The 22334-nt window shown below is 66.3% G+C and carries 22 protein-coding genes; 9 read left to right on the forward strand and 13 right to left on the reverse strand.

Annotated features, from left to right (window positions below; all coding sequences use genetic code 11):
• Positions 1-5: 5 nt before the first annotated feature.
• From G4G71_RS08830 to G4G71_RS08845, 4 genes are all read left to right on the forward strand, one after another.
• A complete protein-coding gene (locus tag G4G71_RS08830; RefSeq protein WP_169936881.1) occupies positions 6-593 on the forward strand; it encodes a hypothetical protein in 588 nt (195 codons plus the stop codon).
• Between the two features lie 131 nt (positions 594-724).
• A complete protein-coding gene (locus tag G4G71_RS08835; RefSeq protein WP_169936883.1) occupies positions 725-1012 on the forward strand; it encodes a DUF3649 domain-containing protein in 288 nt (95 codons plus the stop codon).
• On the forward strand, positions 1009-2532 hold the full coding sequence (locus G4G71_RS08840; RefSeq protein WP_169936884.1) for a PepSY-associated TM helix domain-containing protein: 1524 nt from the start codon (positions 1009-1011) through the stop codon (positions 2530-2532). Before G4G71_RS08835 ends, G4G71_RS08840 begins: the two co-directional genes overlap by 4 nt.
• Positions 2532-2855: a DUF3325 domain-containing protein gene (locus G4G71_RS08845; protein ID WP_169936886.1), complete on the forward strand. Its 324-nt coding sequence runs from the start codon at positions 2532-2534 to the stop codon at positions 2853-2855. The genes G4G71_RS08840 and G4G71_RS08845 overlap by 1 nt, the downstream gene beginning before the upstream one ends.
• Before the next feature lie 124 nt (positions 2856-2979).
• Here the strand turns inward: G4G71_RS08845 and G4G71_RS08850 are convergent, their stop codons facing one another.
• Positions 2980-3855 (reverse strand): helix-turn-helix domain-containing protein, encoded by an 876-nt coding sequence (locus G4G71_RS08850; protein WP_169936888.1) that lies wholly within the window; start codon positions 3853-3855, stop codon positions 2980-2982.
• A 136-nt stretch (positions 3856-3991) separates the two neighbouring features.
• Between G4G71_RS08850 and G4G71_RS08855 the strand changes: the two genes are divergently transcribed.
• Complete coding sequence (locus tag G4G71_RS08855; RefSeq protein WP_169936890.1) at positions 3992-4885, forward strand: DMT family transporter; 894 nt, start codon at positions 3992-3994, stop codon at positions 4883-4885.
• 130 nt (positions 4886-5015) lie between these two features.
• On the opposite strand, the gene G4G71_RS08860 is transcribed toward G4G71_RS08855, so the two are convergent.
• Complete coding sequence (locus G4G71_RS08860; RefSeq protein WP_169936892.1) at positions 5016-5990, reverse strand: 2-hydroxyacid dehydrogenase; 975 nt, start codon at positions 5988-5990, stop codon at positions 5016-5018.
• 312 nt (positions 5991-6302) lie between these two features.
• Entirely contained in the window at positions 6303-7238 is a 936-nt protein-coding gene (locus tag G4G71_RS08865; protein WP_017519048.1) for a LysR family transcriptional regulator, read from the reverse strand.
• Between the two features lie 294 nt (positions 7239-7532).
• Here G4G71_RS08865 and G4G71_RS08870 point away from each other — a divergent pair, with 294 nt between their 5' ends.
• The 4 genes from G4G71_RS08870 to G4G71_RS08885 are packed head-to-tail and all read left to right on the forward strand — an operon-like array spanning position 7533 to position 12356.
• Positions 7533-9047 (forward strand): efflux transporter outer membrane subunit, encoded by a 1515-nt coding sequence (locus G4G71_RS08870; protein ID WP_169936894.1) that lies wholly within the window; start codon positions 7533-7535, stop codon positions 9045-9047.
• 1 nt (position 9048) lies between these two features.
• Positions 9049-11235, forward strand: a complete 2187-nt coding sequence (locus tag G4G71_RS08875; RefSeq protein ID WP_169936896.1) for an FUSC family protein — start codon at positions 9049-9051, stop codon at positions 11233-11235.
• Positions 11225-11437 carry a DUF1656 domain-containing protein gene (locus tag G4G71_RS08880; protein WP_169936898.1) on the forward strand — a complete coding sequence of 71 codons (213 nt, stop codon included), beginning with the start codon at positions 11225-11227 and terminating at the stop codon, positions 11435-11437. Before G4G71_RS08875 ends, G4G71_RS08880 begins: the two co-directional genes overlap by 11 nt.
• A 13-nt stretch (positions 11438-11450) precedes the next feature.
• Complete coding sequence (locus G4G71_RS08885) at positions 11451-12356, forward strand: efflux RND transporter periplasmic adaptor subunit (RefSeq protein WP_169936900.1); 906 nt, start codon at positions 11451-11453, stop codon at positions 12354-12356.
• Positions 12357-12552: 196 nt separating this feature from the next.
• Here the strand turns inward: G4G71_RS08885 and G4G71_RS08890 are convergent, their stop codons facing one another.
• From G4G71_RS08890 to G4G71_RS08935, 10 genes are all read right to left on the reverse strand, one after another.
• Complete coding sequence (locus G4G71_RS08890; RefSeq protein ID WP_169936902.1) at positions 12553-12804, reverse strand: hypothetical protein; 252 nt, start codon at positions 12802-12804, stop codon at positions 12553-12555.
• Between the two features lie 31 nt (positions 12805-12835).
• The gene (locus G4G71_RS08895; protein ID WP_169936904.1) at positions 12836-13723 is read right to left on the reverse strand and encodes a TIGR01459 family HAD-type hydrolase; all 888 of its coding nucleotides are present in this window, start codon (positions 13721-13723) and stop codon (positions 12836-12838) included.
• Between the two features lie 73 nt (positions 13724-13796).
• The gene (locus tag G4G71_RS08900; protein ID WP_169936906.1) at positions 13797-14468 is read right to left on the reverse strand and encodes a dual specificity protein phosphatase family protein; all 672 of its coding nucleotides are present in this window, start codon (positions 14466-14468) and stop codon (positions 13797-13799) included.
• Between the two features lie 85 nt (positions 14469-14553).
• The gene (locus G4G71_RS08905; RefSeq protein WP_169936908.1) at positions 14554-14940 is read right to left on the reverse strand and encodes a hypothetical protein; all 387 of its coding nucleotides are present in this window, start codon (positions 14938-14940) and stop codon (positions 14554-14556) included.
• Positions 14940-15770, reverse strand: coding sequence for an SDR family oxidoreductase (locus tag G4G71_RS08910; RefSeq protein ID WP_169936910.1), 831 nt, complete (start codon positions 15768-15770; stop codon positions 14940-14942). Before G4G71_RS08910 ends, G4G71_RS08905 begins: the two co-directional genes overlap by 1 nt.
• A 61-nt stretch (positions 15771-15831) precedes the next feature.
• The gene (locus tag G4G71_RS08915; protein ID WP_169936912.1) at positions 15832-16296 is read right to left on the reverse strand and encodes a multidrug transporter; all 465 of its coding nucleotides are present in this window, start codon (positions 16294-16296) and stop codon (positions 15832-15834) included.
• Between the two features lie 419 nt (positions 16297-16715).
• Positions 16716-18158: a mannose-1-phosphate guanylyltransferase/mannose-6-phosphate isomerase gene (locus G4G71_RS08920; RefSeq protein WP_054910089.1), complete on the reverse strand. Its 1443-nt coding sequence runs from the start codon at positions 18156-18158 to the stop codon at positions 16716-16718.
• 360 nt (positions 18159-18518) lie between these two features.
• The gene (locus G4G71_RS08925) at positions 18519-19166 is read right to left on the reverse strand and encodes an alginate O-acetyltransferase AlgF (RefSeq protein ID WP_169936914.1); all 648 of its coding nucleotides are present in this window, start codon (positions 19164-19166) and stop codon (positions 18519-18521) included.
• A gap of 80 nt (positions 19167-19246) precedes the next feature.
• Positions 19247-20431 carry an alginate O-acetyltransferase gene (locus G4G71_RS08930; RefSeq protein WP_169936916.1) on the reverse strand — a complete coding sequence of 395 codons (1185 nt, stop codon included), beginning with the start codon at positions 20429-20431 and terminating at the stop codon, positions 19247-19249.
• 13 nt (positions 20432-20444) lie between these two features.
• Positions 20445-22007, reverse strand: a complete 1563-nt coding sequence (locus tag G4G71_RS08935) for an MBOAT family O-acyltransferase (protein ID WP_169936918.1) — start codon at positions 22005-22007, stop codon at positions 20445-20447.
• Between the last annotated feature and the right edge of the window lie 327 nt (positions 22008-22334).

Here is a 22334-nt window from a genome sequence, read left to right on the forward strand (position 1 = left end):
ATCCTATGGCCGAACCGTGCCAGTTGTACCTGAAGGTCTCCATCAGTCGCTCCAGGCTCGAGGAATTCCTCTCCCGGGAAGCAGGCTCCGCGGCCTGCTTCAAGGATCTCGAGCAGTGGCTGGAGGGGAATCGCCAACGGCAAGGCGGCCTCACCTGGAGCGAACTCTGCGAACTGGGGCAGGGCACCACCGCGGCGGCCTGGGTCGCGGGCTGGAGCCAGCACCTGCGCTCGCCGGCCTGGAACCACTACGACGATGCGACCCAGACCTGGAGCCTGGGCGTGCTGGAATTCACCGAAAGCCGGGACTGGATCATCGGCGCGATCAACGTGCTGCGCAGAGTCGCGGAGTACAAGGACCTGCCGGACACGGACTACCTGCTGATCTACGAATACCTGTTCGGCAAGGGCACGGTGGTGGCCGCCGTCGAACTGACACCGGGTCTTTCCCGGATCCTGCCGGGGCCGCCGCCCCTGCGTGTCACGGCTGAAGCCGACCTGATGATGAACAGCCTGTTGCGTGCCATGGATGTGACCGCGACCTATGCCGTTCAGCGAATTTCCGACACAGATGCTCACAAACGGCGCTGCTGAGTTCTTTTAATTGAGAACCAATATCATATAATTCCGCTTTTCAATCGCGCGCCTGGGCAGTGCCCGGGCCGCCTCGCAGGATTCACCTCGATGTGCGTTTCCCCGCGCCCGAACCGTTCGAGCACCCAACCATGAGCGCAACCCAGGCCGGAGCCATCGCTGCCCGCATCCTCAGCGCCGTGGTCGGCGGCTATGCCCTGGCCTACACCGCCACGGCCTTCTTCAGCGTCTACCTGCCGATGTCGCGCTCGGATCGCGTGTCGCTGGCCAGCCTGGCCTGCTTCATCGTCTGGGTCGCGGCGATCCTCTATGCCTTCGGCGCGAAAAGTCCCTGGCGCGCGGTGTGGGCGCCGGTGGCGCTGAGCATCGTGCTGGGCCTGGCCGCCTTCCTGCCTACTGGCTACGGGGTTCGCCCATGAGCCTGCGCCAATCGATGTCCGGCCTGCACACCTGGAGCGGGCTGCTGGTCAGCTGGATTCTCTTCGTCGTGCTTTTCTCCGGCACGGTGGCGGTGTTCGACAAGGAGCTCACCCGCTGGATGACGCCGCAGCTGCACAAGCTGGAAGAGGTGAAAGTCGGTGCCGACCAGGTGCGTGAGCTGATCGCCCTGCGCGCGCCCAAGGCCCACGGCTACTGGATGCACCCGCCCACCGATCGCATGCCGTACTGGACCGCCGGCTGGGAGCCGGCGGACTTCAGCGAGTTCCAGTCCTTCCTGGTGGACGCCCAGAGCGGCGAGGTATTGCCCAGGACCGTCGGCGGCAACTTCTTCCTCGAACTGCACTACGAACTGCACGGCGGGATGATCGGCCTTTACGTGGTCGGGGTGGCCGGTGTGTTCATGCTTGTGGCGCTGGTCAGCGGGGTGATCGTCCACCGGCGCATCTTCAAGGACTTCTTCACCCTTCGCCCGAAGGCGGCGAAGCAGCGCGCCTGGCTGGATGCGCACAACGTGCTCGGCGTGCTTGGCCTGCCGTTCCATCTGTTGATGGCGTACACGGGGCTGGCGATCTTCATCACCTTCTACATGACCGCCGGCATCAAGGTGGCCTACAAGAACGACATGGAGCATTTCTTCCATGACGTGCAGGGCGCCTTCGACCGTGAAGCGCTGGGCAAGCCGGCGAAGGCGACCAAGTCCATCGACAATATGATCCTCAAGACCCGCGAAGCCTGGGGCGACGATAGCCAGGTCGGCTGGATCAACATCGAGAATCCGGGCGATGCGGCGGCGATGGTGCAGATCCGCAAGGCGGTGGACAAGGGCATGGTCAACGACCAGCGCACCGTGTCCTTCGACTCCGGCAGCGGCGCGCTGCTGCATGTGCAGAAGCCCTACAAGCCGGGTTACAAGACCTACGCCTGGTTGACCGGCCTGCACATGGCGCAGTTCGGCAACGACCTGTTGCGGGTGATGTACTTCGTACTCGGCCTGGTGGGCTGCGTGATGGTCTTCGGTGGCCTGCAGGTCTGGGTGAGCAAGCGTGAAACCCGTGGCCACCGGGGCGTGGCGCTGGTGCGGACGCTCAACGGCGCGGTTTGTGGTGGCTTGCCGATTGCCTCGCTCGGCCTACTGGCGGCTTCACGGCTGCTGCCGGCCGATCTGCTGCAACGTACGCGCTGGGAGGCTACCGCCTTCGTGGTGATCTGGCTGCTGGCGCTGCTCCACGCGCTGCTGCGTCGGGGTAGCCGAGCCATGGCTCGTGAGCAGTTCGTCGCCCTGGCGGCGCTGGCGTTGCTGCTGCCGGTGCTGAGCCTGTTCGGCCCCGAGCCGGGACGGGTATCGACGCATGTCGCCAACGGCGACTGGATGATGGTCGGCATCGATCTCGGCCTGCTGCTGATCGGCGGGTTGTGCGCCTTCCTCGGCTGGCGATTGGGCCAGGAGCGCGCCGAGCCCGCCCGTGCACGTCGTGCCCGTAACGAGGAGTTCGCCTGATGCTGCTGGTGTTCGGTCTCAACCTGCTGGCGCTGGCGGCGGCCTGCCTGTCGCTGTCGCGCCATCACCGCGATCTGTTCGGTAATGCGCCCACGGAGTCCCGTGTGCGTCTGTTGCGTATCGTGGCGCTGGTGGATGGCGCGCTGGCGCTGGCTTATGCGATCCACATCATCGGCATGGAACTGGGCATCGTCTATTGGGCGTGCCTGTTGATGATCGCGGGAGCTGCGCTGGTCCTGCTGCTGGCCTGGCGACCGCGCTGGGCGCTACCGACAGCGGCGGCGATGCCGGTGATTGGTGGCGTGCTGGCCGTACTCGGCTGACGCTTCAGGCTCTTGTAGGAGCGAGCTTGCTCGCGAACAGATTTCTTGATTGATCCGGTGGTGCGCGGTTCGCGAGCAAGCTCGCTCCTACAGGTCGGGAGTTTGCGCAGGATCGGCCAGCGGCCTATTCCTCGAACGCCTGCCGATACTCTCCCGGCGTGCCACCCACCACCGACCTGAAGCGGTTGGCGAAATGGCTGGCGCTGGAAAACCCGCAAGCCAGCGCCACTTGGCTCAGCGGCTGGCGCGTATCGCGCAGCAGGCGCTGCGCCAGGGCCACGCGGCGGGCCAGAACATACTGGTGCGGCGGCATGCCGAAGCTCTCGCGGAACATCCGCGCGAAGTGGTATTCCGATAGCGCCGTCTGCATCGCCAGCTCGCCCAGCGACAGTGGCTGGTCCAGGCGCTGCTCGATGTATTCGGCCACGCGTCGGCGCATGGTCGGCGCCAATCCGCCCTTGAGTTTCAACCCTTCCCGCAGGCCAACCTGGTTCAGCAGCAGGTGATCGATCAGGTCATGGGCCAGGGTGCTGGTGCGGATGCGTTCACCCGGTTCGTGCCAGTCCAGCTTCACCAGCTGGCGGAAGCGCGTGGCCTGCTGCGGGTCTTCGAGGAAGGTGCGTTCGTGCAGTTGCAGTTCGCGCGGTTCGCGGTCGAGCAGGCGGATGCAGCCCAGGGCGAACTGCTCCTGGCCGATATAGAGGTGGGCCAGGCGGATGTCGCCGTTGACGATCCACGCCGACTCGGCGCCGGCCGGCATCACGCACAGCTTGTCCGGCGCGCCCTTGCTGCCCGGCGCGCCGCGGCGGAAGGTGCCGGTGCCGTCGTTCAGGTAGCAGGACAGCGTGTGGTGGCTGGGGGCGTGGTAATCGCGGGCGTCGTGGCTATTGCTCCAGATCGCCGCGGACAGCCCGTCGCCCAGCTCCGCGCAACGCTCCAGGCGGGCGTTGGGCGAGGCGTTCATCGACTGGAAGACTTCGAGCTGCGAAATGGCTGACATGGGTGTTCCTCTGCTGCCTTCACTCTACCCGCGCGGGCGCGCCTTGCCAGCCCGGTTGTCGCAATAAGCGCAAGAATCTGCAAGCCGGCGCCGGGGCAGGGCGGGAGACTGTTCCTCCAGTCATCTGGAGATCGCCATGAATCTCTCGCTCTACCTGCTCACGGTGCTCATCTGGGGCACCACCTGGATCGCCATCAAGCTGCAGGTCGGCGCCGTCGCCATTCCGCTGTCCATTGCCTACCGCTTCAGCCTGGCGGCGCTGGTGCTGTTCGTCCTGCTGCTGGTGTCGCGGCGGCTGCAACCGTTGGGCCGGCGCGGGCAGGCGATCTGCTTCGCCCAGGGGTTGTGCCTGTTCTGCGTGAACTTCCTGTGCTTCTACACCGCCAGCCAATGGGTGCCGAGTGGCCTGATAGCCGTGGTGTTCTCCACGGCGACGCTCTGGAATGCGCTGAATGCGCGAATCTTCTTCGGCCAGCGGATCGCGCCCAACGTGCTGGGCGGCGGTGCGTTCGGGCTGGTTGGCCTGGCGCTGTTGTTCTGGCCGGAGTTGTCGGGGCACCAGGCGACGCGGGAGACCTTCTACGGACTGGGATTGGCTTTGCTTGGCACACTGTGTTTCTCGGCGGGCAACCTGTTGTCGAGCCTGCAGCAGAAGGCCGGGCTGCGGCCGCTGTCGACCAATGCCTGGGGCATGCTCTACGGCTCGCTGATCCTGCTGGGCATCTGCCTCGTGCGGGGCGTCCCGCTGACCTTCGACGGCAGCCCGCAGTACGTCTGGTCGCTGCTGTACCTGGCGATTCCCGGCTCGGTGATCGGCTTTACCGCCTACCTGACACTGGTCGGGCGCATGGGCCCGGAGCGTGCGGCCTATTGCACCGTACTGTTCCCGGTGGTGGCGCTGAACGTCTCGGCCTTCGCGGAAGGTTACCAGTGGAGCCTGCCGGCGTTGGCCGGGCTGGGGCTGGTGATGGCCGGCAACGTGCTGGTGTTCCGCAAGCCCAGGCCGGTGTTGCAGCCAGCACGGGCGTGAACCTGTAGGCGCGAGCTTGCTGGAGGGTAAGTGAGGAAATCTACCGTAGGAGCGGACTTCGTCCGCGATGCTTATCAGCGGCCGGGAAACATCGCGGACGGAGTCCGCTCCTACGAAGAGCTGCTCGAAGTCAGTCTTTCCACGCCTGCGGGTTGACCAGATTCTTCGGTCGCTCGCCGCGCAGCGCCGCTTCGAAATTATCCAGCGCGCATTCGGCCATGGCGCGGCGGGTTTCATGGGTCGCCGAGCCGATGTGCGGCAGGGTCACGGCGTTGGGCAGGGTGAACAGCGGCGACTCGGCCAGCGGTTCCTTCTCGTAGACGTCCAGGCCGGCGGCGAGAATGCGCTTCTCCTGCAGCGCTTCCACCAGCGCGGCTTCGTCGATCACCTGGCCACGGGCGATGTTGACCAGGATGCCGGTGGGCTTCATCAGCTCCAGCTCGCGCTTGCCGATCAGCTTGCGGGTCTTGTCTGACAGCGGCACCACTACGCAGACGAAATCCGCCTCGCCCAACAGTTCATCGAAGCCGCAGAAACGCGCGCCCAGTTTCTGCTCCAGCTCCGGCTTGCGGCTGTTGCCGTGGTAGAGGATGTCCATGTTGAAGCCGAAGTGGCCGCGACGGGCGATGGCTGCGCCGATGCGGCCCAGGCCGAGGATGCCGAGCTTCTTGCCGTGCACGTCGACGCCGAAATGCTGGGCGTCCACGGTGCGCTTCCACTGGCCGGCCTTGGTCCATGCATCCAGTTCTGCGGTGCGTCGGGCGGCGGCCATGATCAGCGAGAAGCCCAGGTCGGCGGTGGTTTCGGTGAGCACGTCCGGGGTGTTGGTCAGCGGGATGCCGCGCTGGTTCAGGTAATCCAGGTCGTAGTTGTCATAGCCCACCGAGACGCTGGAGATGACTTCCAGCTGCGTGGCCTGGGCCAGTTGCTTCTCGCCCAGCGGCCGACCGACGCCGATCATGCCGTGGGTTTCCGGCAGGGCCGCGGCAAGCTGCGCGTCGACGTCGCCCTGCTTGGGGTCGAGCACGGTGACGTTGAACTGGCTGCGCAGGCGGTCGAGGTGTTCCGGGGCTAGGCGGCTGAAGACGAAGACGTTCTTTTTCATGGCGGTCGGACGGCTGGGAAGCGGAAAGGGGCTTTACCCTAACACTGGCGGACCAGAGCGGCGCAAGGCTTGCGTGCGTGGTGGGCGGCTATCGAACATGGCTCTTCGTAGGAGCGAGCTTGCTCGCGAACCGCGTAGTGCCGGAGTGACCGGGGAATCTGTTCGCGAGCAAGAACTGGGCGTCCCCCTCGCTCCTACACGAGGATGGGAGCATGGGGAGGGAAAGAAGATGGGTTCGCGGGCAAGCTCACTGAACACCGGGGTAGGGAGTTACACAGTGAGCTTGCCCGCGAAACACGACGAAAAGGGTGGTCAGGGTCCCACATCGGCGAGGCCGGCGCCATCGGCCTGGAGCACGCCGGGGAGGTTCTCGCGCAGGTAGGCTACCCAGGTCTTGATCTTCGCGTCCAGGTACTGCCGCGACGGGTACAGCGCGTAGACGTTGAGGATCTGCAGCTTGTAGTGCGGCAGCACGCGCACCAGCGAGCCGTCGCGCAGGCCGTCGATCGCCGAGTAGACGGGCAGGGCGCTGATGCCCATGCCGGAGCCGATGGCCTCGGTCATGGCGTCGCCGACATTCACCTGGAAGGGCGAGGGGCCGAGGGTGATCATTTCCTGGCCGTTGGGGCCGTCGAACAGCCATTTGTCCAGCGGCAGCACCGGGCTGATCAGGCGCAGGCAGTCGTGCTCCATCAGTTCGGTGGGCGTCTTCGGCGTGCCGCGTCGGGCCAGGTAGTCGGGCGAGGCGCAGAGAATGCTGTAGGTCTCGCCGATGCGCTGGGACACCAGGCCCGAATCAGGCAGTTCCGAGGCGACCACGATGGCCACGTCGAAGCCTTCGTCGAGCAGGTCCGGCACGCGATTGGCCATGGTCAGCTCGAAGGTAACGTCCGGGTGCAGCTGGCGGTAGTTGGCAATGGCGCGGATCACGTAGTGCTGGCCGATGCCGGTCATCGAATGCACGCGCAGGCGCCCGGCGGGGCGGGCGTGGGCGTCACTGGCCTCGGCTTCGGCTTCCTCGACGTAGGCGAGGATCTGCTCGCAGCGCAGCAGGTAGCGCTGGCCGGCCTCGGTCAGGGCGATTCGCCGGGTGGTGCGGTTGAGCAGGCGGGTCCGCAGGTGGGACTCCAGATTGGCGACCGCGCGGGATACGTAGGCGGTGGTGGTGTTCAGCTGCTGAGCGGCGGCGGTGAAACTGCCGGTTTCCGCGACACAGGCGAACGCACGCATGGTCTGCAGTGTGTCCATTGGGGCCTCGTCAGTGGGGCGTCTGTCCCGGATGGCGACGTCGATGAAGCGATACGTCGCCGCCGCCGGCATGTCCTTGATGGGTGGCAATGCGCGGAGCAGAGCGGGGGCGGCCTATTGTCACATGGATGGCGACACACATTGTTTCATTATCGGTAATAAACAATCACAAAACAGCCGGCTTATCCGTTCCCTTTCCCGTCCCTAGAATTCAATCGCCGCAACTGGCTTTGCCGGCTCTCCACGCTTAAAAGCCCCACGCTGAAAAGCTAGACCACTTCCAGGACCTCCACCGTGTCGCGTCACCTCGTGAAAGGACTGACGTTCGTCGGCTCCTTTGTCATTTTTTCAACAATCGCCGGATGTATCAGCACCAACGGCATCGCCCCGCAGGAACAGCGCATGGGCGACACCGAGCTGGCCACCGACGCCGCCATCGCGCACGCCAACCAGGAAGCTGGCTGGCCCGCCGAGCAGTGGTGGCGCGCCTATGGCGATCCGCAGTTGAATAGCTGGGTGCAGACTGCGCTGGACGGCAGCCCGACCCTGGCCCAGGCCGAGGCGCGGGTGCGCATGGCCATGGCCATGGCCGGCGTCGCCGAGTCCGCCGAGTCGCCGCAGATCAGCGGAGATGCTTCGCTGACCCGCCACCGCTGGCCGACCGACTATTTCTACGGCCCGGGTGACCTGGCCGACACCACCACCTGGAACAACAACGCCGCCCTGGGCCTGAGCTATTCGCTGGACCTCTGGGGCCGCGAGCGCAGCAACACCGAGCGCTATGTCGACATCGCCAAGATGACCGCCGCCGAGGCGCGCGTGGCCCAGCTGGAGCTGGAGAGCAACATCGTCCGCGCCTACATCCAGCTGTCGCTGCAATACGCCGAGCTGGACATCGGTAAGGCCATGCTGGCCCAGCAACAGGGCATCCTCGCCCTGGCCCAGCGTCGCCTCGATGGCGGCATCGGCACGCATTTCGAAGTCAGCCAGGCGGAAGTCCCGCTGCCGGAGACCGAACGCAAGATCGAAGCGGTGGACGAGGAAATCCAGCTGACCCGCAACCAGCTCGCCGCGCTGGCCGGCAAAGGCCCCGGCGCCGGCGCCTCGATCCGGCGCCCGAGCCTCAAGCTCGCCGAAGGCCCCGGCCTGCCCAGCAAGCTGCCGATGGAACTGCTCGGCCACCGCCCGGACGTGGTCGCCAGCCGCTGGAAAGTCGCCGCCCAGGCCAAGGGCGTGGACGTCGCCCGTGCCGAGTTCTATCCCAACGTCGACCTGGTCGCGAGCATCGGCTACAGCGCCGTCGGCGGCGGCATGCTGGAATTCCTCAACGCCGAGAAATTCACCTACGGCGTCGGCCCGGCCATCTCCCTGCCGATCTTCGACGGCGGCCGCCGCCGCTCGCAGCTGAGCCAGGAATCGGCGGGCTACGACGCCGCCGTGGCGCAGTACAACCAGACACTGATCAACGCGCTCAAGGGCATCTCCGATCACCTGATCCGCATGCACTCCATGGAGCTGCAGCAAGGGTTCGCCGAGAAGTCCGTGGCGTCGGCCCAGCGCACCTACGACATCGCCACCAAGGCGTACCGTGGCGGCCTGACCGACTACCTCAACGTGCTCAACGCGCAGACCCGCCTGTTCCAGCAGCAGTTGGTGGAACAGCAGGTTCGCGCCGCACGCCTGGCCACCCATGCCGGCCTCGTCGTCGCCCTCGGCGGCGGCCTGATGGACAAGCAGGAAGGCCCGAAAGAGCAGAAGATGGTCCCGGAAACCGTCGACGTCCGCGCGGCTCAGGGAGCCGGGCGCTGATATGGCGGCGAACGACTTCAGCGCCCATCCGACACCGCTCGACGCCCTGCGTCGCGCGCTGCTGGAGTGGGGACGCAGCGACGGCGTCACCTGGGTGTACATCGCCAAGGTGCTGCTCGCCGCGCTGCTGACCCTGTGGCTGGCGATGCGCCTGGAGCTGCCGCAGCCGAGCACGGCGACCATCACCGTGTTCATCGTCATGCAGCCGCAAAGCGGCCAGGTGTTCGCCAAGAGCTTCTACCGGATTCTCGGCAGCGTCGTCGGGCTGACCGTGATGGTCGCGTTGATCGCGATCTTCGCCCAGCAGCGCGAGCTGTTCCTGCTGGTCTCGGCGCTGTGGATCGGCCTGTGCACCGTCGGCGCCGCACGCTACCGCGACTTCCGCTCCTACGCCTGCGTGCTCGCCGGCTACACCGCCACGCTGATCGGCCTGCCCGCCACCCTGCACCCGGAAGCCGCGTTCATGTCGGCCATCTGGCGCGTGCTGGAAATCAGTCTGGGGATTCTCTGCTCCATGGTGGTCAGCGCCACGCTGTTCCCGCAGACCTCCAGCACGGCCATGCGCAGCGCGCTGTACCAGCGTTTCGGCGCCTTCGCCGGCTTCGTACTGGACAACCTTGGCGGCGGTGATCGCAGCAGGTTCGAGGCATCCAACGTCGCCTTCGCTTCCCAGGCCGTGGGCCTGGAGGCGCTGCGCAGCGTCACCCGTTTCGAAGACCCGCACATGCGCCTGCGTTCCGGCCGCCTGTCGCGCCTGAACAACGAGTTCATGGTCCTCACCACCCGCTACCACGCGCTGCACCAGTTGCTGGCGCGGCTGCGGGCACAGCAAGCGGATGCGGTGTTGCGCGCCTTGCAGCCATGCCTGGACGAACTGGCCCAGGTACTCGCCCCGTGGCGCGGCCAGTCGGTCACCGACCGCGATGCCGAGCGACTAGCCGCGCAGCTGGAAAGCCACCGCACGCGGATGATGCAGTGCATCCGTTCCGGCCGTGCGCAACTGCTGGACGAGCAGGATGATCCTGCCGCGCTGCTGGACTACAACACCGCCGGCGAGCTGCTCTACCGCCTGGCCGACGACCTCTACAACTACGCCCTGACCCACGCCTCCCTGGCCGCGCACAAGCACGAGCGGGAGAACTGGAAGCACGGCTTCTCGCCCAAGGCCAACCTGGTCGCCTCGCTGGTTGCGGGCGGCCGTACCGCGCTGATGGTGCTGGTGTTCGGCCTGTTCTGGATCGAGACCGCCTGGCCCAGCGGCAGCACCTTCGTGCTCAATGCCGCCGCCGTCGCCGCGCTGGTCTCGGCCGCGCCGGACCCGGCGAAGATGGCCATGCAGATGGCCGTGGGTACCTTCTTCGCGGCGATCCTCGGCTTCTCGGAAACCTTCTTCGTGTTCCCGCACCTGGACGGCTTCGCCCTGCTGGCCTTCGCGCTGGCGCCGGTGTTTGCGGTGGGCGCGTTCTTCTCGATCAAGCCCAAATACGCCGGCTACGGCCTGGGCCTGCTGGTGTTCTTCAGCTTCGGCGCGATCCCGGCGAACCTCACCGTCTACGATCCGGGCCGCATGCTCAACGAGTACATCGCCCTGGTGCTGTCGCAGAGCCTGGCCGCCGTGGTGGCCGCAGTGATCATGCCGCCCACCAGCGCCTGGCTGTGGCGGCGCCTGGAGAAGGACCTGCGCCTGCGCGTGGTGGAAGCCATCAGCGGCAAGCTCGACGGCCTCGTCTCGTCCTTCGAGAGCGGCACCCGCGACCTGCTCAACCAGGCCTACGGCGTAGCCGCGCGCAGCCCGCAGATGCAGCGCCGTCTGCTGCGCTGGACCTTCGTGGTGCTGGAAATCGGCCATTCGATCATCGAGCTGCGCGTCGAGCAGGAGAACCTGCCGAGTGAGCCCTGCTACGCCGAATCGATGCCCTGGCGGCAGTCGATCCGCGCCATGGGCCGTGCGCTGATCCGCCTGTTCGTCAAACCCTGCGAGGCCAACCGCGAGCGCGCCCTGGCTGCCGTGGAACAGGCCATCGATTGCGTGAAGACCACCGACGAGCCGCGCGCACCAGACTTCGAAAGCTCGCCGCTGCGCCGCGTGCTCAGCTACCTGCACTTCATCCGCAGCAGCCTGCTCGACCCGCAGTCGCCGCTGCGCGATGGCGAAACCTCTTCTGGAAGAACCACCCATGTTGCCTGACCTACCCCGCGAGATCGCGTTCCACGGGGTCTACATGCCGACCCTGACCCTGATGTTCCTCGTTGCCGCAGTGATCTGCTGGGGCATCGACCGCATCCTCGCTTCCGTCGGCCTGTACCGCTACACGTGGCACCCGGCGCTGTTCCGCGTGTGCCTGTTCGCCTGCCTGTTCGGCGGGCTGTCCCTCACTATCTATAAGTAACGAGCGTGCACCCATGACTCTCAAATCCATCATCAGCCTGCTGGCGACCCTGATCATCCTGGCGGTCGCCGCGTTGATCGGCCGCGCCCTCTGGGTGAACTACATGGATACGCCCTGGACCCGCGACGGCCGGGTGCGCGCCGACATCATCAACGTCGCCGCCGACGTTTCCGGCGTGGTGGTCGACGTACCGGTGCGCGACAACCAGCAGGTGAAGAAAGGCGACCTGCTGATGCAGATCGACCCGGACCATTACCAGATCGCCGTGAAGCAGGCCGAAGCCCTGGTCGCCTCACGCAAGGCCACCCTGCAGATGCGCCAGCTCAACGCCAAGCGCCGCCGCGCCATGGACGAGGAAGTGGTTTCCCGCGAGAGCCTGGACGACGCCAGCAACACCGCCGCCGCCTCCGAGGCCGACTACCAGCAGGCGCTGGCCGCGCTGGACGCTGCCAAGCTGAACCTGGAACGCACCCAGGTGCGCGCCTCGGTGGACGGCTACGTGACCAACCTCAACGTGCACCGTGGCGACTACGCCCGCGTCGGCGAGGCGAAGATGGCCGTGGTCGACGAGAACTCCTACTGGATCTACGGCTACTTCGAAGAAACCAAGCTGCCGCACATCCGCGTCGGCGACCCGGCGGAGCTGCAACTGATGAGCGGCGAGCGCCTGAAGGGCCACGTCGAAAGCATCGCCCGCGCCATCTACGACCGCGACAACCCCGAGAGCCGCGAGCTGGTGGCCGACGTCAACCCGACCTTCAACTGGGTGCGCCTGGCCCAGCGCGTGCCGGTGCGCATCCACATCGACGAAGTGCCGGACGGCGTGCTGCTGGCGGCGGGCATCACCGCCACCGTGATCGTCAATCCGCAGAGCCGCAACGCGGAGCATTCCGACGGCGCGGCTGCGGCGGCGCAGTGATCTGATCCAATGAATGACAACGGGAGCTTCGGCTCCCGTTTTCGTTGGCGGCCAGATCGCGGCGCTCATACGGCGGCATGCAAGTCGCGTAGGGCGGAGCGGAGCCCAGGGCTCTTCGTAGGAGCGAGCTTGCTCGCGAACAGCCCAGCTCTGGTGCCATGCGGTTCGCGAGCAAGCTCGCTCCTACGAAAGCGGTTCAGCCCTCGGCCTGCTCGCCCTTGCGGTTCTTGTAGCTGCCACGGATGTTCATGGCCGCCAGGCACAGCTGCAGGAGCACCAGTGCGTACGCATGGGCCGGCAGGCCCCAGGCGATCCATAGCGCGTTGCTGGCGAGGAACACCCAGAAGCCCACCTTGCGCCGCTTGCGGTCGCGGGAGCCGACCAGCCAGGCGGCGAGGACGGTGACCAGCATGGCTGGCCATTGCAGCAGGTCGATCAGTTCGTTCATGGCAGGTCGGATTCAGGCCGGTGTCCTGATGTCAGACCAGCCCCGGCGCGGCAAAGTGCGGACGAATTGGGTAGCCATCGAGCAATGCGTTGGTCTTTTCCGGGTCCAGCGCGCCATTGAACGGCACGCCCAGCGCCTGGCGGTGAATGCCGGTGGCGGCGAGCCAGAGGGTGTCGATACGCGCGGCCAGCGCGCCGGGGACGTCGGTCACCAGGGAGTCGCCGACGAACAGGATGTGCTTCGCGCCGCGCGCCTCCAACTGTCGCTGGGCGATGCGGAAGGCGGAGGGATCGGGCTTGCCGTACCAGTGAACCTTGCCGCCTTCTTCCGCGAAGGCTTCGGCCAGGCGGCCGGCGCCGAACACCGTTTGGCCGCCGGAGACCACCACACGGTCCGGGTTCGCGCACAGGAACGGTTTTTCGGTGGCGCCACGCAGCGGGGCGAAGCGCTCTTCCAGTTCGTCCTGCGGGAAGCTGCCGACGCCGAGGATCATCGACGCTGCGTGGATGTCGTCGCAGAAGCGTTCGCGGATGTCTGCCGGCCAGGTGGTCAGCGCATCGCCCACGCCGACGGTGTAGATGCCGCCGCGCTGGAATTCGCGTTCATGGGTGAAAGCGTCGATGGCCAGTTGGCCGGAGGTGGTGATGCCGGCAAACAGCTCGCGGGAGACGCCCAGCCGCACCAGGGTGTCGGCCATCTCCGGGACGCTGCGCGAGGCGTTGCTGAGGAACCACACCGGCTTGCCTTCGGCGGCGCGGCGGGCGAGCCAGTCGAGGGCGCCGGGGAAGACGTCGACGCCGTCGATCAGTACGCCCCAGAGGTCGAGCAGGAAGCCGTCGTAGTCGGCGCAGAAGGCATCCAGGCCGGCGTGGTCGATATAGCGGGTGTGGGTAACGGCGCTGAAGCGGGAAGCGGTCATGGCGAGCCTGTGAAACGGTAAAGGTGCGGATAAGCTACCGCACTCTCGCCGATTCGGTGTGACAGGCCGCCGATCAGTGCGCCGGGTGCGGCGACCGTTCCTCGCCGAAGGTGTCCGCCAGCCAGCCCTTGAGCTGGCAGCCGGCGAAGGCCGAGGTGCTGCATTCGCCACTTGCCAGGGCCTGCTGCAACTGGCCGATGTCGGCCTTCTGCACATAGGCGATGGCGTCGGTCATGTCGTCCTCGGCACCGAAGCCGCCCTGGGTCATTTCCTTGAGCGCGTCTTCCTTGCTCCAGCCCTGGATCACCGTGCGGTACATGGCGGCGAACAGGCCGGTGCGGTCGCGCCCGTGCTTGCAGTGCATCAGCACCGGGCCGTTCTGTTCAGCGCTTTGCAGGATGCGCAGGACCTTCAGTACATCGGCGTCGTCGACGCGGTCGGCATGGGTCGGGAAGCTCACGGCCTCGATATCGTGCTGGCCGATCCATTCGCGGTCGTCGTCCTTGATGAAGCTCACCACGGTCTTCACCTGCAGACGTTGCAGCTCGGGCAGATCGGCGCTGCCGGGCAGGGCGCTGCGATAGAGGGTCGGCGACATCTGGTAGAGGTTGAACGACTTGTCCACAGGCTTCGCCCAGTCGGCCGGCGTCGTGCCGGCGGCCAGGGCGAGCGGGCTAATGCTCTGCAGGGCAGTGCTCAGCAGGGCGGCGGCGATGGCGCCGCGGAGAATCTGGGGCAGGGACATGGGGACTCCTCCAAGGTCTGCGTCACCTTAGGCGGGGTCGGGTCGTGTTCGGATGAAAAGCTGGTGAAGAAAGCGTGAAGTTCGCTCAGCGACTGTCGCCAGGCAGAAAGCGCGCGAGCACGCCGGGACGGAAGAACCACCAGACGCACAGGGGATAGCACAGGTAGTTCAATGCGTAGATCAGTAGGGCCGCCGGGCTTGGGGTGTTCTTCCACGCCGCCATGCCGACCAGGATGGCGTAGAGGATCGCCAGGCCGCCGCCGTATAGCGCAATCAGCCGCCAGCGTTCGCCGGTCTCGGCCAGCCGCTTGTGCCGGCGGGCGAACCAGAAGGCCATGGCGGCAGCAATCACCGCTGCCACCAGCAACGTCGCCGGCACGCCGCCGACCCGCAGCAGCCCGCGCGCTACCACGTTGAGGAAGAAGGCGGCGAGGATACCGGCGAGGGCGAGGTAGCGAACCTGATAGGCCATCAGAGTTGCCCGTCGAGGCCGAAGCGTTTCTTCAGGACCTTGTCCAGCAGGCCGTTGGGCACCCAGCGCGAGAGCAGCGGCAGGGCCCGGCTGCCGTTGCCGATGCGGACCAGACGCGGACGCGGCGAGCGCTGTGCCGCGGCCAGCAGTTCGCGGGCGAAATCGGCGGCCGGGGTGGGTTTGTCCTGGGACGCGGCGGCGCGCGCCTGGATGAATTGGCGCAGCGGCCACCAGGCGGATTCCTCGCTGACCACCGCGGCCATCTCGCGGCTGGCGTTGGCGCCGAAGTTGGAGGCAATGGCGCCGGGCTGCACTTCCATCACCTCGATGCCGAAGGGGGCAAGCTCCAGGCGCAGTGCATCGTTCAGAGCGTGTACGGCAGCTTTCGATGCGCAGTACGCGCCGGCGAAGGGCGTGACCAGCACGCCGGACACGCTGCCGATGTTCACCACCAGCCCGCGCCGGGCGCGCAGGGCGGGGAACAGTGCGCGGGTGACGCCGACCACGGCGAACACGTTGGTTTCGAACTGTTTGCGGATCGCCTGGCTGCCGCCGTCGAGCAGCGGCCCCATGGCGCCGTAGCCGGCGTTGTTGATCAACACGTCCAGCCCTCCGACCTCACGCAGTATCTGCTCGGCAAGGCGCTCCACAGCGGGTTCGTCGTTGACGTCCAGCAGTACGCCACGAAAGCCCGCCTGGCCGAGGGCGGCGACGTCTTCATCGCGGCGGGCGGTGGCCCAGACCTGGTAGCCGGCGGTCTGGAAGGCATCGGCAAGGGCGCGGCCGATACCGCTGGAGCAACCGGTGATGAGGGCGACGGGCTGGGGCATGGTCTGGCAGTCCTTGGGCTGTGGGCGGGACTACCGTACCGGATTGTGCGGGGCAGGTGAATCAGTTGCCGAAGCGGCCGTTCACCCGTTCGGCGCGGAACTCCAGGGTGCTGGCGCGATAGCCGGGGCGCAGCGGCGGCAGCGGCAGGCAGTCGTTCCAGCTGTCACCGGCGAGCAGCGCGCCGGGGCCGCGGTAGCGCGGGGCCTCGTAGAGGTTTTCGGCAAGGTCGGTGGTGTCGCCGGGACGGTAGGCGGCGACCTTCCAGCGCAGTTCCAGGAGGGGGTGGTTCGAGCCGTTCTTCAGGCTCACGGCCAGGGGGCGGTCGGCAGGGCACTGGTCGGGCTGGTAGGCGATGCGCAGTTCCAGGTGCTGCAGTTGGCGGGCTTCGCTGTTGTCCTGCCAGATGGCGAGGGCGATCACACAGGCCAACCCGACCAGGCCGGCGCCGGAGATCGGCAGGGCGCGGGAAGGGTAGCGGATCAGCAGGATGATCCAGGTGACGATCAGCAGGATGCCGTACAGCATGGAGCGCTCCGTGGGGGATGTGTGGATACCTTAGCAGGAGCATCGTGTTGGCGGGTTGATGCTGCTCCATGATACCGCGCGATGTGGGAGCGAGCTTGCTCGCGAACCGCCCAGCGCCGACGCTGAGCTGTAGGAGCGGACTCCGTCCGCGATCAGGGCTTCGCTTTACGCCAGAGCAACGCAGGATCGCGTGGAGCGCAGCGATACCCATCGATGGCGGTGCACGGGGCAGCATGGGTATTGCTGCGCTCCACCCATCCTACGAAGGCTTTCGTTAGGGGAATGCCGGCATTCGGTTCGCGAGCAAGCTCGCTCCTACGAAAAGCTGGCCCGCGCGCGGGCATAAAAAAGCCCCCGCACCACGAGGTGCGGGGGCGTCGGCGCCGATGGGGGAAGCGCCAGGTCCAGTGACCGTCAGATCAGCGAACCACCGCCTGTACTTCGACGTTCTCGGTGGTACGGCCGTAGACGTCTTCCAGACGCTCGATGTCGTCCTCTCCCAGGTAGCTGCCCGATTGCACTTCAATGATCTCCAGCGGGATCTTGCCGGGGTTGGCGAGGCGGTGGACCGAGGCGATCGGGATATAGGTGGATTGGTTTTCGGTGAGCAGGAAGGTCTTGTCGTCGCAGGTTACCTGGGCGGTGCCGGAAACGACGATCCAGTGCTCGGCTCGGTGGTGGTGCATCTGCAGCGACAGGCGCGCGCCCGGCTTGACCGAGATGTGCTTGACCTGGAAGCGGCCGCCCATGTCCACCGAGTCGTAGGAGCCCCACGGACGGTAGACCTGGCAGTGGTTCTGGGTCTCGCTGCGGCCGGCAGCGTCGAGCTGGTTGACCACCTTCTTGACGTCCTGCACGCGATCCTTGTGGGCGATCATCATGGCGTCCTTGGTCTCGACGACCACGATGTCTTCCAGGCCGATCACCGACACCAGCTTGCCGTTGCCGTGCACCAGGCAGTTGTGGCTGTCGTGGACCATCACGTCGCCCATGGTGACGTTGCCGTCATCGTCCTTGTCATGGACTTCCCAGATCGACGACCAGCTGCCGACGTCGTTCCAGCCGGCGGACAGCGGCACCACGCAGGCGCGGCGGGTCTTTTCCATCACGGCGTAGTCGATGGAGTTGTCCGGGCAGCATTCGAAGGTGGCGGCGTCGATGCTGATCAGGTCGCCGTCGTGCTGGCTGCGCTCCAGGGCCAGCAGGCAGGTGTCGTAGATGTCGGCGTCGTGCTTCTTCAGCTCCTCGAGGAAGCGGCTGGCGCGGAACAGGAACATGCCGCTGTTCCAGAAGTAGCCGCCGTCCTCGACGAACTGCTGGGCGCGGGTTTCGTCGGGCTTCTCGATGAAGCGCTCGACGCGGATCACGCCGTCCGGCAGGCCGCGCTCGTCGCCGGCCTTGATGTAGCCGTAGCCGGTTTCCGGGCGGTTGGCGGGAACGCCGAAGAGCACCATCTCGCCCTTTTCGGCGGCGTTGGTGGCAAGGGCCAGGGCGCGCTGGAAGGCACGCTGGTCTTCGATCACGTGGTCGGCCGGGAGGATCAGCAGCAGTTCGTCGCGGCCCTCGGCCATGAGCTTCATGGCGGCGATGGCGACGGCGGGCGCGGTATTGCGGCCGAAGGGTTCGAGCAGGATGGACTGGGTCTTGAGGTCCAGCGCTTCGAGTTGCTCCTGGACGATGAAGCGGTGCTCCTGGTTGCTGACCACGACCGGCGGCTCCATGCCTTCGAACACCAGGCGCGAGAGGGTCTGCTGGAACAGGGTGTGTTCGCCGGTCAGGGCCAGGAACTGCTTGGGATACTGTTTGCGCGAAAGAGGCCAGAGTCGCGAGCCGCTGCCACCGGAAAGAATTACTGGAATCATCGGGTTTCTCCTTAAGCGTTTGCGTTCTGTCTGCCGGACCACGTCGTGTGGGCCGGCCTGCGGTTTGGGTGACCTCTCCAGTGCTTGCCGTCGCTGCGGCGCACGGGTCTTGCTGCCGGTGTGGGGCCGGTCTTGTTGTTCTGTTTGTAGGTTTGGGAGCGGGGCTTGGCACCCTCTCCCCAGCCCTCTCCCTGAAGGGAGAGGGGGCAATCCGTGCGGATGGCGAGAACTGTGTCAGCCGGCCACTTCTGCGTTTCAGTGAGCGCCATAGGTGCGCTTGACGCCGAACGGTCCCCTCTCCCTTCAGGGAGAGGGTTAGGGAGAGGGGCTTCCCTAGGGCGCGCCATCCGCTTCAAGACCTCAATCCGCCTTCACCGGACGCTTCACCCACACCGGGTTCAGCTTGCTGTCGCCGGTGACGTAGAGGCAGACCACTTCACCGCGCTCGAGGGTGACGGGCTTGAGGTCGCTGACCTTCTTGGCGCCGTCGAACAGGGCGAGGTTGACCTTCACCGGGTTGATCTCGCGGTCGCCGTGGCTTTGCGGGGCGACGTTGCTGACCACTTCGGTCTTGCCATCGGCGGTCTTCAGGGTGAGGGCCTTGCCGCTGAGGTTCTGCACGCGGACCAGGGCCTTCTGCTTGTTCTTGAACGGCGGCTCGGGCACCAGTCGCGGGTGGCCGCCAGGCTGGCTGACGAGGGTGTAGTAGGCGTCCGGATCTAGTTTCACCGGCAGGCTCTGGGAGCCGACCTTGGCGGTGTAGTTGCCGGGCGGGAGGAACTTGAAGTCGCTGGAGCCCAGCGGCGAGATGTCGTTGAGGGTGGCGTTGCCGACGCTGACGGACAGCTCGGAGCTGCCGGCGTTGTAAGCCCGCACGAAGGTGGAGCCCTTGGGTGCCTGCGGGCCGTAGAGCGCGCCTTCACCGCCGGCGAAGGCGCCAAAGGATGCGGCGCCCAGGGCGAGGGCGAGGGCGGACGACTTCAGGGTGCGAATGCTCAGTCGGTTCATGGGGTGTACCTCCGTCTTTCTCTCTTGGGGGGCACAAGAGGTGCCCAGTTCCAGCGCTTGGTGCGCCGTGGGTGTTCGGGTCAGTGAGCGGCCTGGTTGGAAGCCAGGCGTTCGTCGCGGTTACCGTCCGCACGCAGTTGCGCCAGCCAGTCCTGGTTGAACTGGCTGAGGTCGCTGTGCATCGGCAGGTAGCGTTCGGGGAATTCCCAGACCAGCAGCTTGGCCGGGGCTTTCTTGAAGCCTTCGTCCTGCAGCAGTTCGAGCATCGGTTCCAGGGGGCCCTTGCCCTCCTTGGCGTAGTTGATGACGTCCGCCGACAGCGCCTGCTTCAGCGCGCCAGCGAAGTTCCAGCGCGGGTTGGCGCTGTAGCTGGTGCCGACCAGGGCGATCTGCGGCTGGGCGCTGTCGCCGAACAGGTCGCCGCCACCTTCGGATGCCGCCGTGGCGTCGTCGGCCGGATGGGTCTGGCGCTGTTCCAGCTGGTCTTCGGGCGGCAACAGGTCGGTGAACAGCGGGTCCAGCGGCAGGAAGGTGAGCAGGTCGCCCTTGTGCGCGCCGCTCTTGCCGGCCTCGGTGACGAAGGTCTGGGTCGGCAGGTCGGCGCCCTGGCCCTGGCGGATGCTTTCACCCAGGCGCTGGGCCACGGCTTCGGCGCCCAGCGGGGTCCAGTGGGTGTCGGTACGCAGGAACACCTGGCCGTTGTCCTTGGCTTTCTCCAGCGTCCCCAGCAGCTCGGGCGCGGCCATGCCGGCCTGGCGGGCGCGCTGCAGGAAGTCGGTGTAGAGCGAGGCGTGCAGGGCGGCGGGTTGCTCCTTGCCGACGAACTCGGGGTAGAGGCGGGTCTTGGCCGGGATGATTGCCAGCACCAGCTTCACGCCGCGGCGCTCCAGTTCCTGCTGCACACCGCGCACCAGCGCCCAGTTGTCGTCGAGCTGCTGTTGGGTCGGCGCGGGCTTGAACTCTTCATCGGTGAACAGCCAGCCGTCCTTGCCGATCACCACGCCGGGGCGGCCCTCGTCGAAGACGGTGTAGTCCAGCGCGGCCCAGAGGTTGGTGCCCAGGCGCTTGATTGGGAATTCGTCGTCGTAGTGGCCTTCGAAGGCGTGCGCCAGCTTGCCGTTGAGCACCGTGGTGCCTTCGGCGGCGGAGAAGCTGGGGAAGGCCTTCAGCGACCAGCCGGCCAGGCCCAGCAGCATGCCGCCGAAAGCGGCGATGTAGGCGTACTGCAGGGGTTTGCTGATCTTGGGTTGAGTGGTCGATTGCATGATCCGGCCTCGCTCAGAACTGGAAGTAGAGGAACGGCGAGTAGCTCTGCGCCGAAAGCTTGAGCACCGAAGCGGCGAACAGCAGGAGCAGGGCGAGTCGGGTGGCCAGTACCGGCAGCTGGGTCATCCAGTGCGGCTGGTAGACGGCGGCGCCGCTGGGCGAATAGGCGATGGCGGCCGGGTCCTGCCGGGCCATGGCCGGGGTACGCGGCTGGGCGCTGGCCGGGCCGTCGGCGTCGACCTGCTCGGTCTTCGCGGCGGCCTTGGGTGCCTTGTCCTGCATCGGCTGGTTGTAGAACTGGCGGATGCCGAAGAAGGCCAGCACGAGGTAGGCGATCACCAGGGTGCCGACCTGCAGGCCGGTGAGGCTGGCGCGGTTGAGCTCGGAGAGCTTCCAGTCGCCGAAGCTGAACATGGCTTCGTACATGCGCCAGGCCACGTGCAGGTTCTCGGCGCGGAAGATCACCCAGCCGACGATCACCAGCAGGAAGGTGAAGGCCCACTTCAGCGGGTTGAGCACACGCGGCGCGGCGTTCACGCCCAGGGCGCGCTCGACGGCCAGCCACACGCCGTGCCAGGCGCCCCAGATGATGTAGGTGACGTTGGCGCCGTGCCACAGGCCGCCCAGCAGCATGGTGAGGATCAGGTTGCGGTAGGTCTGGAAGGTGGTGCCGCGGTTGCCGCCCAGGCTGATGTACAGGTAGTCGCGCAGCCAGGTGGACAGGCTGATGTGCCAGCGCCGCCAGAACTCGGTGATCGACTGGCTGATGTAGGGCTGGTTGAAGTTCTCCATGAAGCGGAAGCCCATCATCAGGCCCAGGCCGATGGCCATGTCGCTGTAGCCGGAGAAGTCGAAGTACAGCTGCGCGGTGTAGGCCAGCGCGCCGAGCCAGGCGTCGCCCGTGGTGGGGTTCTGTAGCGCGAAGCAGTGGTCGGCCACCGCGGCCAGGGTGTCGGCGATGAACACCTTCTTGACGAAGCCCTGCATGAAGCGGGTGCAGCCTTCGGCGAACTTGTCGACGGTGTGGGTGCGGTGGTTGAACTGGTCGACCAGGTCCTTGAAGCGCAGCACGGGGCCGGCGATCAGGTGCGGGAAGATCGCCACGAAGGCCGCGAAGTCGATCAGGTTGTGCGTGGCCGGGGTGTCGCCGCGGTACACGTCGATGATGTAGCTGATCGATTCGAAGGTGTAGAAGCTGATGCCGATGGGCAGCAGGATGTGGGTCAGCACGAAGGGCTGCATGCCGAACGAGGTGATGATCTCGTTGAGGCTGTCCACGCCGAAGTTGGCGTACTTGAAGTAGCCCAGCACGCAGAGGTCGACCACCACGCCGAGCAGCAGCCAGCGCTGGGCGGCTTTGGTGCGTACGCCGGCGGCCCCGATACGCAGGCCGATCCAGTAGTTGAACACCGTGACGCCAGCGAACAGCAGGAGGAAGTCCACCCGCCACCAGGCGTAGAAGATGTAGCTGGCGACCAGCAGCAGGAGGTTCCGGTAGCGGTTCCCGCTCAGGTAGTACAAGCCGAGGAAGACCGGCAGGAACAGGAACAGGAACACGTTGGAAGAAAAGACCATTCCGCGTCTCTCTCTGGAGCTTCAAATCAAAGGCCGCTCCAGCCCTTCTTCCGGCGTCACTGTGGACGCCCAAGGAAAGGCCGGATCAACCCGCCAATTCCTCCCCTGGTGGTGCTCAATCTGTTGCTCCCGCCCGCGTCTTTGGTTGCGTAGGTCGGGTGGTGTTGCTCGCCGTACTTCGGCGTTGGGGGTTCCCTCTCCCCAGCCCTCTCCCTGAAGGGAGAGGGGGCCGCCCGGAGTTGCCGGTTGGCTCGGTGTTTCGCTTGTTGCCGCTCAGTCCCCTTTCCCTGGGGAGAGGGGGTATCCGTGCTGGCTGCTGTTTTCGTG

Origin of the sequence: Pseudomonas multiresinivorans (genome assembly GCF_012971725.1) — a bacterium.
Classification (GTDB): domain Bacteria; phylum Pseudomonadota; class Gammaproteobacteria; order Pseudomonadales; family Pseudomonadaceae; genus Pseudomonas; species Pseudomonas multiresinivorans.